The 14,261-nt window shown below is 61.7% G+C and carries 13 protein-coding genes; 7 read left to right on the forward strand and 6 right to left on the reverse strand.

The annotated features are described in order from the left end of the window. Position 1: 1 nt before the first annotated feature. Together ACFE72_RS00135 and ACFE72_RS00140 are read left to right on the forward strand one after the other, a co-directional pair. On the forward strand, positions 2–1,057 hold the full coding sequence (locus ACFE72_RS00135; RefSeq protein WP_375411011.1) for an isocitrate/isopropylmalate dehydrogenase family protein: 1,056 nt from the start codon (positions 2–4) through the stop codon (positions 1,055–1,057). Next, positions 1,054–2,316, forward strand: coding sequence for a glutamate carboxypeptidase (locus ACFE72_RS00140; protein ID WP_375411012.1), 1,263 nt, complete (start codon positions 1,054–1,056; stop codon positions 2,314–2,316). The genes ACFE72_RS00135 and ACFE72_RS00140 overlap by 4 nt, the downstream gene beginning before the upstream one ends. Here the strand turns inward: ACFE72_RS00140 and ACFE72_RS00145 are convergent. Beyond that, on the reverse strand, positions 2,262–3,200 hold the full coding sequence (locus tag ACFE72_RS00145; protein ID WP_375411013.1) for a LysR substrate-binding domain-containing protein: 939 nt from the start codon (positions 3,198–3,200) through the stop codon (positions 2,262–2,264). The genes ACFE72_RS00140 and ACFE72_RS00145 overlap by 55 nt on opposite strands. A 74-nt stretch (positions 3,201–3,274) precedes the next feature. Between ACFE72_RS00145 and ACFE72_RS00150 the strand changes: the two genes are divergently transcribed. Beyond that, entirely contained in the window at positions 3,275–3,535 is a 261-nt protein-coding gene (locus tag ACFE72_RS00150; RefSeq protein WP_375411014.1) for a hypothetical protein, read from the forward strand. 65 nt (positions 3,536–3,600) lie between these two features. Next, positions 3,601–4,473 carry an EamA family transporter gene (locus ACFE72_RS00155; RefSeq protein ID WP_375411015.1) on the forward strand — a complete coding sequence of 291 codons (873 nt, stop codon included), beginning with the start codon at positions 3,601–3,603 and terminating at the stop codon, positions 4,471–4,473. Between the two features lie 248 nt (positions 4,474–4,721). On the opposite strand, the gene ACFE72_RS00160 is transcribed toward ACFE72_RS00155, so the two are convergent. Continuing rightward, complete coding sequence (locus ACFE72_RS00160; protein ID WP_375411016.1) at positions 4,722–8,042, reverse strand: SNF2-related protein; 3,321 nt, start codon at positions 8,040–8,042, stop codon at positions 4,722–4,724. A 109-nt stretch (positions 8,043–8,151) separates the two neighbouring features. Then, the gene (locus ACFE72_RS00165) at positions 8,152–8,502 is read right to left on the reverse strand and encodes a Lin0512 family protein (protein ID WP_375411017.1); all 351 of its coding nucleotides are present in this window, start codon (positions 8,500–8,502) and stop codon (positions 8,152–8,154) included. Between the two features lie 146 nt (positions 8,503–8,648). Between ACFE72_RS00165 and ACFE72_RS00170 the strand changes: the two genes are divergently transcribed. The 3 genes from ACFE72_RS00170 (at position 8,649) to ACFE72_RS00180 (ending at position 10,609) form a co-directional block, all read left to right on the forward strand. Beyond that, positions 8,649–9,620, forward strand: coding sequence for a hypothetical protein (locus ACFE72_RS00170; protein WP_375411018.1), 972 nt, complete (start codon positions 8,649–8,651; stop codon positions 9,618–9,620). A gap of 118 nt (positions 9,621–9,738) precedes the next feature. Next, positions 9,739–10,104, forward strand: a complete 366-nt coding sequence (locus ACFE72_RS00175; RefSeq protein ID WP_375411019.1) for an ArsR/SmtB family transcription factor — start codon at positions 9,739–9,741, stop codon at positions 10,102–10,104. After that, positions 10,082–10,609 (forward strand): SRPBCC family protein, encoded by a 528-nt coding sequence (locus ACFE72_RS00180; RefSeq protein WP_375411020.1) that lies wholly within the window; start codon positions 10,082–10,084, stop codon positions 10,607–10,609. Before ACFE72_RS00175 ends, ACFE72_RS00180 begins: the two co-directional genes overlap by 23 nt. Positions 10,610–10,707: 98 nt before the next feature. Here the strand turns inward: ACFE72_RS00180 and guaA are convergent, their stop codons facing one another. The 3 genes from guaA to ACFE72_RS00195 all read right to left on the reverse strand — a co-directional run bounded on the left by guaA (position 10,708) and on the right by ACFE72_RS00195 (position 14,197). Further along, the gene (gene guaA / locus ACFE72_RS00185; RefSeq protein WP_375411021.1) at positions 10,708–12,303 is read right to left on the reverse strand and encodes a glutamine-hydrolyzing GMP synthase; all 1,596 of its coding nucleotides are present in this window, start codon (positions 12,301–12,303) and stop codon (positions 10,708–10,710) included. A 136-nt stretch (positions 12,304–12,439) separates the two neighbouring features. Further along, entirely contained in the window at positions 12,440–13,741 is a 1,302-nt protein-coding gene (locus tag ACFE72_RS00190) for an RsmB/NOP family class I SAM-dependent RNA methyltransferase (protein WP_375411022.1), read from the reverse strand. A 33-nt stretch (positions 13,742–13,774) separates the two neighbouring features. Further along, positions 13,775–14,197 carry an MAPEG family protein gene (locus tag ACFE72_RS00195; RefSeq protein WP_375411023.1) on the reverse strand — a complete coding sequence of 141 codons (423 nt, stop codon included), beginning with the start codon at positions 14,195–14,197 and terminating at the stop codon, positions 13,775–13,777. Between the last annotated feature and the right edge of the window lie 64 nt (positions 14,198–14,261).

Below are 14,261 nucleotides of genomic sequence, written 5' to 3' on the forward strand. Positions count from 1 at the left end.
CATGGACGTTTTGATTCTGGACGGCGACGGCATCGGCCCCGAAATTTCCGCCGCGGCCGCTGCAATCCTCACTCATGTGAATGAGCATGCCTGCTTGCGGCTCAACATCGAGCGTCGCGAACTCGGCCTTTCGACGCTCGCACGGGAGGGCACCACTCTTCCGGAGTCGGTCCGCAGGGCAGCGGAGGCGGCAGATGGGATCGTGCTGGCACCCCTCTCAACGTTCCAGTATCCGGGACGCGATCACGGGGGCATCAACGCATCAGCCGAGTTCCGCGCCGGCCTCGATCTGTTCGCCAATTTTCGGCCATGCCGGCAGCGCGGGCGAAACGCAGCCTCCGCGGGGATCGACCTGGTTGTCGTTCGCGAAAACACCGAAGGCTTCTACGCATGTCGGACCATGCACGCGGGATCGGGCGAATTCATGCCGGATCCGGCGACCGCCTTCGCCTTGCGGAAAGTCACGCAAGGGGCCAGCAGCGCCATCGCGCGGGAGGCTCTGCAGCTTGCCGCGACCCGCCACAAGCGGCTCGCGGTCATCCACAAGGCCAATGTGCTGAAATTATCCGACGGGCTGTTCCTCGACACCGTGCGCACTGTCGCCACCGAATTCCCGGACGTCATCGTCAGCGAGGTGCTGGTCGACGCGGCCGCCGCGCTGCTGGTGCGCGACGCGGCTCAATTCGACGTCATTCTTGCGACCAACATGTTCGGAGACATTCTCTCAAACGAGGCCGCGGAGATAGCCGGCGGACTCGGAATGGCTCCTTCCCTCAATGTCGGTCGGAATCAGGCGATGGCGCAGGCCTCGCACGGCTCGGCGCCCGATATTGCCGGACAAAACTGCGCCAACCCGACCGGCCTGATCCTGTCCGTCGCGATGCTGCTCGATTGGCTCGGCCGGCGTTGCGCGCGCAGCGATCTTTGTTCGGTGGCGGGTTCGATCGAAGAAGCGATCGATTTGACGCTGACCGATCCAGCCTCCTGCACGCCCGATCAAGGAGGAGCCGCCACGACGACGGAGTTCACAAGCGCGGTGATCCGCAATTGGCGATGACGAACGCGGTCGGCCTCGGCAATGTGATGCGGACGTTGGTCGCCGCCGGCGCCCTGACCTGCGTGACCGCGGCGTCCCCCGCCCAGGAACAGTCGAAACCGCTTCTCGCCGCCGCCGAGCATCTCGTGGTGCCGTTTCTCGAGATCACGAAGAAGATGGTCGATATCGAATCGCCGTCGCTGGATGAAAACGGCATCCTGGCAATGGAGGAGGAACTGGCGCGTCAGATTCGGCAGCTCGGCGGCGACGTGCATACCGCGGCTGCCGGCGTCGGCCCTGGGAGGAACGTAATGGGCCGCTGGCGGGGAAGCGGCAAGGCCCGCATCCTGCTCGTTTCACACATGGACACCGTCTATCCAGCCGGGACATCGAAGACTTTCTTCTGGCGGCAAGATGGCAACAGGATCTACGGACCGGGCGTTCTCGACGACAAGGGAGCTATCGCCATCGGACTTATGGCCGTAAGGGTTCTGCGGGAACTGGGGCGCGACACATATGGGACGGTTACTCTTCTGAGCACGACGGATGAGGAGAAACGATCGGCCGGCTCCCAAGCGTTGATCGAGAGACTGGCCCGGGACCACGACGTCGCGTTCGTGCTTGAGTTCGGTGCGCCTGATGACAGAATCGTATCGTCCAGAAAGGGCATCGGATATTTTCGCGTCGAAGTGGCCGGCAAGGCGGCGCATGCCGGCGCGGAACCGGAGAAGGGCTGCAACGCAGCCGTGGAAATGGCGTATCAGATCCTGCAGATGAAGGATCTCTCGCGCCCGGAGAAGGAGACATCTCTCAATTTCACGCTATTGAGCGGTGGCGAGCGAAGCAACATCATTCCGGCTGAGGCGAAAGCGCAGGCCGACATTCGCGTTCTCGATCCCGCCGAATTCGATCGTATCGAGAACGATGCGGCGGTTCTGGCTGCGACGAAACGATTGTTGACGTGTTCCAAGGTCCGGACCAGTCTTGAGCGAGGGCGCCCGCCTTTTCCGTTCAGCGACGGCACGAGCAAGCTCGTCGCGCGCGCGCAGAGCATCTATCGCGAGATCGGCCGGGAACTGAAGACTGAAGCCAGTGGCGCCGGCACCGACGGCAACTATACGGCCGCGGCCGGCACAGCGACCTTGGACGGACTTGCGCCGGTCGGAGGAGGCGCTCACGCCGCGGGAGAGGAATACATCGAACTGGACAAGATCGCGCCACGCATCTACTTGCTGGTCAGGCTGATGGAGGAAGTTTCGCGCGATACGCTGCCGAAATGACGAAGTTCCAGATTCGAGGATTGCATAAAATCGGCGGCGGAGTTCTTGAGCCAATTCGTGAATGTCGCCGCTTTTCTGTTTCGTCGCCTGCGCCGCAGCGCGACATAGTCCTGTCCACTTTCGACAAAGCCAAAGGGGGCAATCAGTCTCCCGGCCACGATGTCATCTGCAACAAGCGGCCATGGCGCAATGCAAAGGCCGAGGCCGGCAATGGCCCCCTCGAGCATGAAATAGAAATGTTCGAACTCGGTGCCGCACAAAGGATCGAAAGCGATGCCCGTCCGTTTACTCCAATCCTTCCAGGCTGAGCGCCGGGTTTGTGTTTGCAGCAGCGGCAGCCGAAGGACTTCATTCGGCTCAACTTTTATAGCCGGTGAACAGACAGGCCCGAACCATTCTGCGAACAACGGCATCACCTCAGAATTGTCCGGCCACGGTCCTGTACCGACGCGAATTGCGACGTCGAAATTCTCGCGCGAAAAATCAACCGGTGTATCGGCGGTGCTCATCCGAATTTCGATGGTCTGGTGCTCCTTTCGAAAACAATGCAGGCGCGGGATCAGCCATCTCATCAGAAAGGTTCCCAGGCAGGAAACATCCAGGGGCCCTTCCTCGGTGTCGCTGACCAGGCGGACCGCTGTATCCATTTGGTCGAATGCGGCGCTGAGGGCAGGCAAAAGTGCTTTACCCGCTTCTGTGAGCTTCGGCGCGTGTTTGGGGCCTTCAAACAGGCGTATGTCCATCATCTCTTCCAGATGCTGTATCTGACGGCTGATTGCGCTATGAGTAACGTGCAACTCGTCGGCGGCGAGCTTCATCAGGCCAAGACGACCAGCCGCTTCGAAGGCGCGGAGTGCATTGAGGGAGGGCAGTCGGCGTGCCATGTGCGCTGGTCTCACATACGTTCTTCAAAAAGATCAGTTACCTTGACACGATAGCATAGGGTATCACTGATCGAATGATCCTCTGCAACGTTCAAGAATGTAATTTTCTGCAAGTCTCAATCGCTGCCGATGCATACTTCAAAGGTGGATTGATCGCCCCCATCAGCGGAGAAGTCCGGCAGGGCTCAAAATATGGCAAGTGGACGATGTCGATTTTCCGCCCGCCGAACGCCTCCGCGACTGCAGAAACCTGTGGCGAGAGCGAAATGTTGAGAAACCGGGTGCGCCGCTCGCAAGGCAGGCCGGCATTGACCGCGAGCTTTGGCTATTTTTAATTGAGATGTCGTAAAAACTCGGAAAATAGATCCATCATCGCTACCCTGAAGGTTCTAACGCCTCGATGACTATTGGCGCTTTTTCACTCGTTATCATCGCAGCATTCATCCATGCCACCTGGAATTTGCTGTCGAAGCGGGCTTCCTCTGTCGGGCCGGTTTTTGTTTTCGCCTATAATCTTTTTGCCAGCCTGGCTTATCTGCCGTGGGTCGTCTACCTGATGGTGGAAGAGAGCGTGCAGTGGAACTGGACCGTGGCAGGATTCATCGTCCTCAGCGGCTTGATTCATCTCGGCTATAGCCTCTGCCTTCAGCGCGGATATCAGAATGCAGATTTCTCGGTGGTATATCCGGTCGCACGCGGTACGGGACCGATGCTATCGACGTTGGGTGCCGTGCTTTTCCTTGCGGAGTCTCCGTCCCTTCAAGTGATGACCGGCCTTGTAACCGTTGTCTCGGGTATCTGGCTTATCGCGACGCAGGGAAGCCTCCGCGCATTTCGTCAACCTGGCGGCTTGGCCGGCGTGCGATGGGGAACCGCAACCGGCGGTCTGATTGCCACATACACGGTCGTTGATGCCTATTCCGTCAAAACGCTCGGTATCGCACCGGTGGTGCTTGACTGGTTCTCCAACCTGCTCCGCTTCGTCCTGCTCGCTCCCCTGATCATCGCAAATCCAGGTCGCGCTCGAGAACTGATGAAAGGCTACTGGCTTCTCGCTGCGGCAGTCGGCCTGCTATCGCCGCTCTCCTATATCCTCGTGCTAACAGCCCTCAACACCGGAGCGCCATTGAGTGTTGTGGCTCCCATGCGCGAAATGTCGATGATGTTGGGCGCGATCATGGGCATGGTCATTCTTGGAGAAAATGTCGGGCCATGGCGTATCGTTGGCTGTGCCGTCCTGATCTTCGGCGTCGTCATGCTGACATTGTCATGAAGACGGATCATCGGACGGATTCTCAGTAAAGTCGCGCCCGACCTCGTGCCGGGCATCCACGTCTTCGCGGTAGTTGAGCAGAGAAAAACGTGGACGGCCGGACAAACCCTACCGGATTCACACATCTCGTCATACGCGGGCTTGACCCGCGTATCCATTCATCTTCGGAAGAGTCGTTTCGAAGGGGATGGATTGCCGTGGGTCAAGCCCGGCCATGACGGCGCCCGCTCTCTCAACCTCTCTCCGCACTAATCGTCGAACAACGCTCTCACATCGTCTTCCGTAAGAGCGGCGCCGATGCGTCCATCGCGGTCGAACACGCTGTCGGCCAACGCACGCTTCCGGGCCTTGAGTTCATCCATCTTCTCCTCAACCGTGCCGGCTGCCACCAGGCGATGGACAAAGACCGCCTTGTCCTGGCCGATCCGATGAGCGCGATCGATGGCCTGCTGTTCGACAGCCGGATTCCACCAGGGATCGAAGATGATCACCGTATCGGCGGCGGTCAGGTTCAGCCCGACGCCGCCCGCCTTCAGGCTGACCAGAAAGACATCGGTGGCGCCGCCCTGAAATGTTTCGATGGCGCCTTTGCGGTCCGAAGTTTTACCGGTCAGCACGCTATAGCGGACGCTTTCCGCATCGAGGCGGAACCGGATCAAGGCCAGCATGGAGGTGAATTGCGAAAAGACGATAATCCTGCGGCCTTCGCTCAGCAATTCCCGCACCATTTCCAGCAGCCGGTCGAGCTTGGCGGAAGGCCGATCGACGCCGTCATCGAGCTTTAGAAGCGCCGGATCGCAACACACCTGACGCAACCTGAGCAGAGCCTCCAACACGACGATATGGCTCTTTGCCAACCCGCGGGCCGCGATGGCCTGGCGAACCTTGGCTGACATCGATAACCGGATCGAATCGTAGAGATCGCGCTGGCGGCCTTCAAGGACAATGGTTTCCAGAATCTCGGTCTTGAGTGGCAGCTCCGCCGCGACTTCCGCCTTGGTCCGCCGCAGCAGAAATGGCTTGACCCGGTGCGCGAGCACCGCCGCTCGCGCGGCATCGGCGCGCTTTTCGATCGGGGTGCGCCACTGGCGGGCGAATGCCGCCTTGTCCCCGAGATAACCGGGATTGGCGAAACTCATGATCGACCAGAGTTCGCCGAGATGGTTTTCCATCGGGGTTCCGGTCAGGCAAAAACGGTGTTTTGCCTTCACGTCGCGGATCAATCGACTGGTGGCGGCATCCGGATTCTTGATGGTCTGCGCCTCGTCCAGGACCGCGATATGCCAGTGGCGGGCGATCAGGGTTTCTCGATCGCGGGCGATCAGGGGGTACGTCGTCAGGATCAGGTCGTGCTCGGCAATCCTGGTGAAACTTTGTTTGCGATCCGCGCCGTGCAGCAACAGGACCTTCAGGTCCGGCGCGAATTTTCGCGCCTCATTGACCCAGTTGCTCATCAGACTGGTCGGCGCGACGACGAGCGCGGGACTGATGAGATTGCCGCGGGATTTCTCCAGCGCAAGGAGCGCCAGGATCTGAACGGTTTTGCCGAGCCCCATATCGTCTGCCAGCACGCCGCCGAGGCCGCTCTCGCAGAGCAGATCGAGCCATGCCACGCCTTGCGCCTGATAGGGCCGGAGCTCGGCGCGGAACTGAGGTGGCATGCGTGCGGGGACCAACCCGCGCCCTTGCAGCAGACCGGTAAGGCGGCGGAGGTTGTCGGCGCCCTTGAAGGCGAAGGCCTCGTTCTCGAGCGCCAGTAGCGGCACGACATCCGCGCGCGAGAGCTTAATGTTTCCGGATGTCTCGACGAATATGCCGCTGAGCTTCAGACTATGGAGCGCCAGCACCAGGGGAAGAAAACGATCCGCGGCAAGCGCAACATGCCGGCCGTCGGCAAGCGGCACATAGAGACTGTCTCCCCCTTCGGCGAGCTGTTTGATGACATCCGGAGTAAAGGAGGGATCGGAAACCAGCGCCGCCAGCATCGGCGCAAGATCGCGCCTTTCGCCGTCGATTTCGACGCCGAGGGCCAGTTCGAACCAGTCGATGCCGCTATCTTCGAATTCCGCATCGAATGCGCCGGAAGCGCCCGCCAGTCGATACGGAAAATCATCATCAATCCGAATTTCGAATCCTTCGGCCCGCAAGTCGGCGGCATCATGGTTGAGGAAGTCAAGCCAGTCGTGAGCTTCCCTGAAGGTAAAATCCCGGTGATGGTCGACCTCAAGATAATGATGCACCGATCTTGCGTTGATGAAGTCCAGTCCGGACAACCGCTTGAATGCGCCTCTTTCCTTTGCGAGGCGCCGGGATACCGCGTAGACTTGCCCGTCCCGAAATGCTTCGAGCTGGCTCGCCCGCTCCATCGAACCGACTTCGACTGGGCCGTAACGGAAGCTGAGCTGTGCGACCGGCAATACGGCGGGTCTATCGCCGTAATGGCCGTACGCCATGGCGCGGCCCGATCGCAGTCGTAATATCGGGGTCGGATCCTGCTCGATCTTCACCGCCGCCGCCGGCGGCGGGGGCAACACGCCGTGATGAACCTCCGGGATCTTGTACCCGAGGCGGCTCGCGACCTCGGCGATCTCGGCGCATGGAATGGGTGGAGCCGACAGGATCTGATACGCCAGTCGCGGCGGCAGCGTCAGTTCCACCGGTCCTATCACTCCGGCGCTCTCATCGACATAGACCGGCGGTTCGGCGTTGAGCGCCGTCATTCCCGGAACGATCAGACGAGGAGCGACGCTGTTCCTATCGGCTTGGTACCATTCGATGCGCCCGTCACGTTTCTCGCCCCAGCGCAGCGGCGAACGCTTGTAATCGAGCCAGAAGGCCCTTCCGGTCGCGATGATCTGCTGCAAGAGTTCGGCAGATTGCAGGCGTTGACTGGAATTGTTGTCATAGATGCGGTGAATACTCGAGAGGCGGCCCAGAATATCGATATCCATATCGCGATAAAATTTCGGCGCGCGCTCAGGGGAAAAATTCCACAGGCTGGGCTGCGTATACTTGCCGCCGTACTCCCCGCTGTTGAGCAGCCGGACTGATATCAACGATACGGTCAGGAACGGGAAACATACGCTGCTCCGGGGTGGCTGTAAGCAGTACAGCAGCCGTTGGGTAAGATCGGCAGGATAATCGTCGCCACGCACGGCCTTCCCGACGATGTCGAGCCATGTCGTGACCTCGTAAGACAGAACCGGCACGGCCGGCGTCACAATGGTAGTCTGCGCGTTTCGCTGGCCTGGCAATGTCGGTCCGCTCGGCGGCTGTTTCCCGCTGAGGACTTCGAGGACGGTCGCCGCCACGTGCTTGCAATTGAACGCCATCGGACAACTGCATTCGCCGTCGAGATCGGCGAGCCGCCCGCCATTGAACTCCAATTGGATCCCGACGCTGTAAGTATTGGATCCGCTTCCCTTCACCTTGGCGCGAATGCGGGTGAGATCGTCACTGATCTCCACTCCGGCGACCCGCCCCTGAGCCTGATAGACATACGCCTTTTCGAACGCCGAACGGCTGAAGAAGGTATAGATGTCCTTCTGCTGCAATACATCCGATAACACGAGACACATCCACGATGGCGAAGACTTGCTATATCAACCGGCAGCGCTCAATAGCCAGTGATTCGAAACGCCGTTCGATGACAAACCCCTGGTATTGCGCCGCCGCAAGCTAGCCGGATGCGCCGTCATCAAGACTCACAATGACGGCGGCATTGGCGATGATGATGGCATCGCCGCCGCTCTCTGCGGCTATTTCGAGCCCGCCTTTGACCGCGGTCACCGTCACGGTGCCGTAAGGCAGTTCCTTGGCGACCGCTGATGTATCGACTGCCCCGGGGTCCGGCACGCCGATCGTGACATCGACGAACATGTCGCCCGACGTTTTGCCGACCATCCGGAAAAAGCCGAGGCTGGAGTGCCGAATCGCGTCCGAAACCGCGCGCCTCGCCGCCTTGGTGGCATCGCGGCCGTGAACGTCGACGCCCATGCCCATTTCAGTGATACAGCGCACGCGTGCCATGTGGTCCCGCAATTGTTGGACGCTTGGGGTCTGTGAGCTTCCTTGATTCTCGTCGCGACGGCCATAGCCAATACAACCCTTGCGGTAATACCGACAACCAACCTACCATCGGAATGACCGGACCATGCCCGCACGGAGCAACAGCCATGGCAGTCAATAAAGTAGCGGCGGCCTATCTGGCCTATTTTGCGTATATCGACGATGCGCTGCCGGTCATTCCGGCCAGCGACTTCAAAACGCTGCTGGCAAAAGTTCCTGCCGGCGCGGCAAACGGACCTTGGACGTTGCGTTGGGGACCGGCGGTGAACGACGGCATCCTAGGCTATGTCGCGCAAGGCGCCGACGGCAGCTATGCGCTGGCTTTCCGCGGTACCGACGTCGACGGATCGATCTCCGGCTCCTTTACCAATGTGCTCGCCGACGCCAACGGCTTCATGATCCCCTGGCTGTATCCGCAGCAGCCCAACGCGCCATTGCAGATCAGCGCCGGCATCAACAGCGCGCTGGCGCTCGCTATAGGGCTGACCGATCCCGTCACGGGCCTGTCGCTGCTGGACTATCTGCGCGGGCTTGCCAAAACCGGCACGCTCAACCTGATGGTGACAGGGCACAGCCTCGGCGGAGCGATGGCTGTCGTTGCCACGGCATGGCTCAATGATCAACTCGCAAAAGTCGCACCGCTAACGTTTTCACTGTGGCCACATACGTTCGCGGCTCCGACCATGTGGAACGCCGGGTTCGCGACGAATTTCGGCAACACCTTCAAATACTATGCGGCGGTCAACACCAACGATATCGTTCCAATGGGCTGGGCCAATCTGAAAGGCGTGCTCGCGACATTTCCGGCGCCGGGCCCCGATCTGTATAAGACGGATTGGTGGCTGTACGATACGATCTATGTTCTGAGCGGGACGATCCCCGCCTACACGCAGATCACGCCGAGCGATCCCGACACGTTCACGGTCACCCCGGTCTCGAATCCCTCCTGGACCTCCGAAGCCGGCGCGATGCATTCGATGCAGTACCAATATTTCCCGCATGCGACGGGCACTGCGGCGCCGCCCCTGCCAGGCACGACCATGACGGGCCGTCCGCGTACCCGCAATGTGGCGGTGTAAGGCACGATAGCGGAGCGCTTTGCGCCGGCCGCCCCGTGGTTGGCGGATGCGCGATTTTCCCCCGCGAGCCCTCCTCTCTTCTTGCGCGCCGCGGGTTGCGTAGTATATACTGAACCAAATGGTTCAGTATTCCCCAGCCTTGCTCGATGCATCATTTGCTGCGCTTTCGGACGCCACCCGACGCGGCGTCCTGGAGCAGCTTGGGCGTGCAGACGCTTCGATCACGGATCTGGCCGACAAGTTTCACATGACCCTTACGGGCATGAAGAAGCATGTCGGCATTTTGGAGCAGGTCGGGCTCGTCAAGACGGAGAAGGTCGGACGCGTGCGCACCTGCAAGCTCGGCCTGCGCGGATTGGGGGAAGAGGCGGCATGGATCGAGCGATACCGTCAGGTATGGGAAGCCCGGTTCGACGAGCTGGACAAGGTGGTCGAGGAATTGAAACGGAAGGAAAAGGCCGATGCACGACAGAAGACAAAATGAGCCCGCCCCCATGAAGAACCGCACGACGGTGGAACGGAAGTCCGAATGTGAGCTCGTCGTCACGCGGACCTTCAACGCGCCGGCGCGCATCGTATTTCAGGCCTGGACCACGCCGGAGCTGCTCAGGCGGTGGTGGGCACCGAAGTCGTTCGGAGTGTCCTTTCTTTCCTGCGACGCCGATGTTCGTACGGGGGGTACGTACCGTTTCGTGTTCGGCCACGCCTCCTCGGAGCAGCCTATGGCGTTTTTCGGCAGGTACATCGAAGTGACGCCGCACTCCCGCCTGGTCTGGACGAATGACGAAGGGGGCGAAGGAGGGTCCGTTACCACGGTGACCTTCGAAGAACGACGTGGCGAGACCCTGGTCGTCATGCACGACCGCTATCCTTCCAAGGAAGCCCTCGACGGCGCGATCGCCTCCGGAAGCACGGGTGGGTTCAGCGAGACGTTCGAGCAACTGGACGGGCTTCTCGTCACCCAAGGCACGGGCGTGGGAGGCCCGTGAAGGCGTCGATCAGAAGGTCGGCCCCATCGCTGGCGACCGCGGCGTTATCAACAGCGTCCGCGATCGGCGCGATACGCTTCGCTATTCCGATCTACATCCTATTCCCACTCGATCGTCCCCGGCGGCTTTGACGTCACGTCGTACACCACCCGATTGACGCCCTTGACCTCATTGATGATCCGCGTTGCCGTCTCGCCGAGAAAGGCCATCTCGAAGGAATAGAAATCCGCGGTCATGCCGTCCGTCGATGTCACCGCGCGCAGGCCCACGACGTATTCATAGGTGCGGCCGTCGCCCATCACGCCCACTGTCTTGACCGGCAGCAGCACCGCGAACGCCTGCCAGATCTTGTCGTAAAGTCCGGCCTTGCGGATCTGGTCGATATAGACGGCGTCGGCGTTGCGCAGGATGTCGAGCTTTTCCGGGGTGATGTCGCCGGGGCAGCGGATCGCGAGGCCTGGGCCGGGAAACGGATGGCGGCCGACGAAAATCTCCGGCAGGCCGAGTTCGCGCCCCAATATGCGGACCTCGTCCTTGAACAATTCGCGCAAGGGTTCGACCAGCTTCATGTTCATGCGCGCGGGCAGGCCGCCGACATTGTGATGCGATTTGATGGTCACCGAGGGACCGCCGGTAAAGGAGACGCTCTCGATCACGTCGGGATAGAGCGTGCCCTGCGCCAGAAATTCCGCGCCGCCGATCTTCTTCGCTTCGGCGTCGAACACGTCGATGAACAGCCGGCCGATGGTCTTGCGCTTCAGTTCGGGGTCGGCAACGCCGGCCAGCTCGCCAAGAAATTGCTTCGAGGCATCCACATGCACCAGCGGGATGTTGTAGTGATGCCGGAACAGATCGACCACAGTTTCAGCTTCGTTGAGCCGCAGCAGGCCGTGATCGACGAACACGCAGGTGAGCTGGTCACCGATCGCCTCGTGGATCAGCACCGCGGCGACCGCGGAATCGACGCCGCCGGACAGGCCGCAGATCACTTTGCCTCGGCCGACCTGCGCGCGGATCTTCTCGATCGCTTCCTCGCGGAAGGCACGCATGGTCCAGTCGCCGGTCAGGCCCGCGACCTTGCGGACGAAATTGCGGATCAGCTTTGCGCCGTCGGGTGTATGCACCACTTCAGGATGGAACATCAGCCCGTAATATTTGCGGCGCTCGTCCTGGATCACCGCGAACGGCGCATTCGCCGAGACGCCGGCGACCTCGAAGCCATCGGGCATTCTGGTGATGCGGTCACCATGGCTCATCCACACCGGATGACGCTCGCCCATGCGCCATGTTGCATCGAACAGGCGGCTTGCGGCTTTGACCTCGACATCGGCGCGGCCGAATTCGCGGTGATGGCCGCCCTCGACGGTGCCGCCGAGCTGCGCCGCCATGGTCATCTGGCCGTAGCAGATGCCGAGCACCGGTACGCCGGAATCGAAAATCGCCTGCGGGGCGCGCGGCGATCCGGCCTCGTGCACCGATTCCGGCCCGCCGGACAGGATCACCGCCTTCGGCTTCATCGCGGCGAACGCGGCCTCGGCCTTCTGGAACGGCACGATCTCGGAATAGACGCCCTCCTCGCGCACCCGCCGCGCGATCAGTTGCGTCACCTGGCTGCCGAAATCGACGATCAGAATCTTGTCATGCGCCGAGGCCACCGAAGGCGTCGACTCGCGTATCTGCTGGGCTGGGGTCATCGCAAGGAATTAGACGACCGGGGGGCGGCTCGCAACCCCTCAACAAACGTCCTGACCGGGCGCGTCCCGGCCATCCACGTCTTTCGCTGCGGACGGACGCAAGAAGGGATGCCGGCGACAAGCCGGGCCTGACGCGCTACGTTTGCCGCGCAAGCACCGATACGAAAAACCCGTCCGTGCCGGTGCGGCGCGGGGTCATCAGCAGCCCCTCCGCGGATTGCAGCGTGGCGGCAGCGAAATCCTCCGCCTTGTCCCAAAGCACCGACATGATTTGCGACGGCGGCAGCACCGCGAATCCAGGATGCCGGGTCACGAACGCCCTGATCTGCTCCCCATTTTCCTGCGGCAGCACCGAGCATGTGATGTAGGCAATCCGCCCGCCCGGCTTGACCAGGGCGGCCGCGCGGTCGAGCACCGCGACCTGGTCCTTCAGCCGCATGTCCAGCGCTCCGGGCCGCATCCGCCATTTGGCGTCGGGATTGCGCCGCCACGTCCCGGTGCCGGTACAGGGCGCGTCCAGCAGTACCAGATCGGCCGATGCATGGATGTCGCTCAGCGTGTCGTTCGGCCCCTTCGGCGTGCGGATGTCGCAATTATGCACGCCCGCCCGCGACAGCCGCTCATAGATCGGCGCCAGTTGCCGCTTGTCGTGATCGGTCGCGATCAGCCTGCCCTTGCCCTGCATCATCGCCGCCAGCGCCAAGGTCTTGCCGCCGGCGCCGGCGCAGAGGTCGATCACCTGCTCGCCGGGCTTTGCGCCGGACAGCAATGCCGCGAGTTGCGAACCTTCGTCCTGCACTTCCACCGCGCCCTTGATGAAATCCTCCTCGGCATGGATGCCGGGATTGCGGGCGTCGGCGCCAAGCTCGATGCGCAGGCCGATCGGTGACCACGGCGTCGCCGTTGTCCCCAGATGCGCCGTCGATCCCAGCACTTTCTCGCGTTTCGCCTTCAGCGTATTGACGCGCAGATCGAGCGGCGCGCGGCTCGCCATCGCGGCCGCTTCGGCGACGCGATCATCGCCGAACACCTGCGTCAGATAGCCGTCGAGCCATTCCGGATAGTCGCCGGCGATATAAGCCGGCGCATCCGCAGTCGAACGCGACGCCAGCGCGACGCGCTCGGCCTCGGTCAATGGATCCGGCGCGAAGCGTCCGCCGTCGCACAGTGCCGCGATCGTCTCGACATCGAACCCGCGCTCGAGCTTGAGCATGCCGAGCACGCGCGCGCGCGGCGTGTCGTTGTCCAAAACCCAGGCGCTGGAGGCGCGGCGGCGCAGCACGTCCCAGACCAGGCCCGAGATCGCGGCGCGGTCGCCGGAGCCGGCATAGCGATGCGCCGTGCCCCACTCTTTCAGCGCCTTCGCCGCCGGGACGCGCTGGGTATCAATCGCCTCGATCAGTTCGATGGCCGCGGAGAGCCGTGCAGCAGGCGTCATACAAGACTTTCAATTCGACGGAGCGGTACCGGGTCAGATCAGCAGCAGAATCTTCAGCGCGAAATAAAGCCACATCGCGAACAGCACCAGCACGCCGGCGAACCAGGCGGGCCCGCGGCGCCGCAGATCGTTGGTGGTGACGAAAATACCGGCATGGACGAAACGGGTGACCACGAATACCCACGATAGCAGCACGATCACCAGGTCGGCGCGGCGCAACGGCAGCGCAATCGCGATCAGGATGTAGAACAGCACCGGAATTTCAAACTGGTTGCTGAAGCAATTGCCGATCTGCGCGGCCCGGGTCGGCCAGTTCGGCTCCCCCAGCGCGACGTCTTTCATTCTGGTTTCCCCACCAGCCAGCGCGCGCGTGCGCATCGTCGCCATCCCGAGCAGCAGCGCGAAAGCGAGGCCGACCAGTACGAAGACCGGCAACAGAACCATTTGAACCGACATTGCAATCCCCCTCAGTCCAACCGCAGGCCCTGCGTATAGCGGCCACGCCCCGCCCTGACAATGA

This window comes from uncultured Bradyrhizobium sp., assembly GCF_964252615.1.
Lineage (GTDB): Bacteria > Pseudomonadota > Alphaproteobacteria > Rhizobiales > Xanthobacteraceae > Bradyrhizobium.

Bases quoted from the DNA above. Each gene is read 5' to 3' on its own strand.
- ACFE72_RS00140 (WP_375411012.1), top strand. From the start codon at position 1,054: ATGACGAACGCGGTCGGCCTCGGCAATGTGATGCGGACGTTGGTCGCC.
- ACFE72_RS00145 (WP_375411013.1), bottom strand. From the start codon at position 3,200: ATGGCACGCCGACTGCCCTCCCTCAATGCACTCCGCGCCTTCGAAGCG.
- ACFE72_RS00150 (WP_375411014.1), top strand. From the start codon at position 3,275: ATGATCCTCTGCAACGTTCAAGAATGTAATTTTCTGCAAGTCTCAATC.
- ACFE72_RS00165 (WP_375411017.1), bottom strand. From the start codon at position 8,502: ATGGCACGCGTGCGCTGTATCACTGAAATGGGCATGGGCGTCGACGTT.
- ACFE72_RS00175 (WP_375411019.1), top strand. From the start codon at position 9,739: ATGGTTCAGTATTCCCCAGCCTTGCTCGATGCATCATTTGCTGCGCTT.
- guaA (WP_375411021.1), bottom strand. From the start codon at position 12,303: ATGACCCCAGCCCAGCAGATACGCGAGTCGACGCCTTCGGTGGCCTCG.
- ACFE72_RS00190 (WP_375411022.1), bottom strand. From the start codon at position 13,741: ATGACGCCTGCTGCACGGCTCTCCGCGGCCATCGAACTGATCGAGGCG.
- ACFE72_RS00170 (WP_375411018.1), top strand. From the start codon at position 8,649: ATGGCAGTCAATAAAGTAGCGGCGGCCTATCTGGCCTATTTTGCGTAT.
- ACFE72_RS00195 (WP_375411023.1), bottom strand. From the start codon at position 14,197: ATGTCGGTTCAAATGGTTCTGTTGCCGGTCTTCGTACTGGTCGGCCTC.
- ACFE72_RS00155 (WP_375411015.1), top strand. From the start codon at position 3,601: ATGACTATTGGCGCTTTTTCACTCGTTATCATCGCAGCATTCATCCAT.
- ACFE72_RS00135 (WP_375411011.1), top strand. From the start codon at position 2: ATGGACGTTTTGATTCTGGACGGCGACGGCATCGGCCCCGAAATTTCC.
- ACFE72_RS00180 (WP_375411020.1), top strand. From the start codon at position 10,082: ATGCACGACAGAAGACAAAATGAGCCCGCCCCCATGAAGAACCGCACG.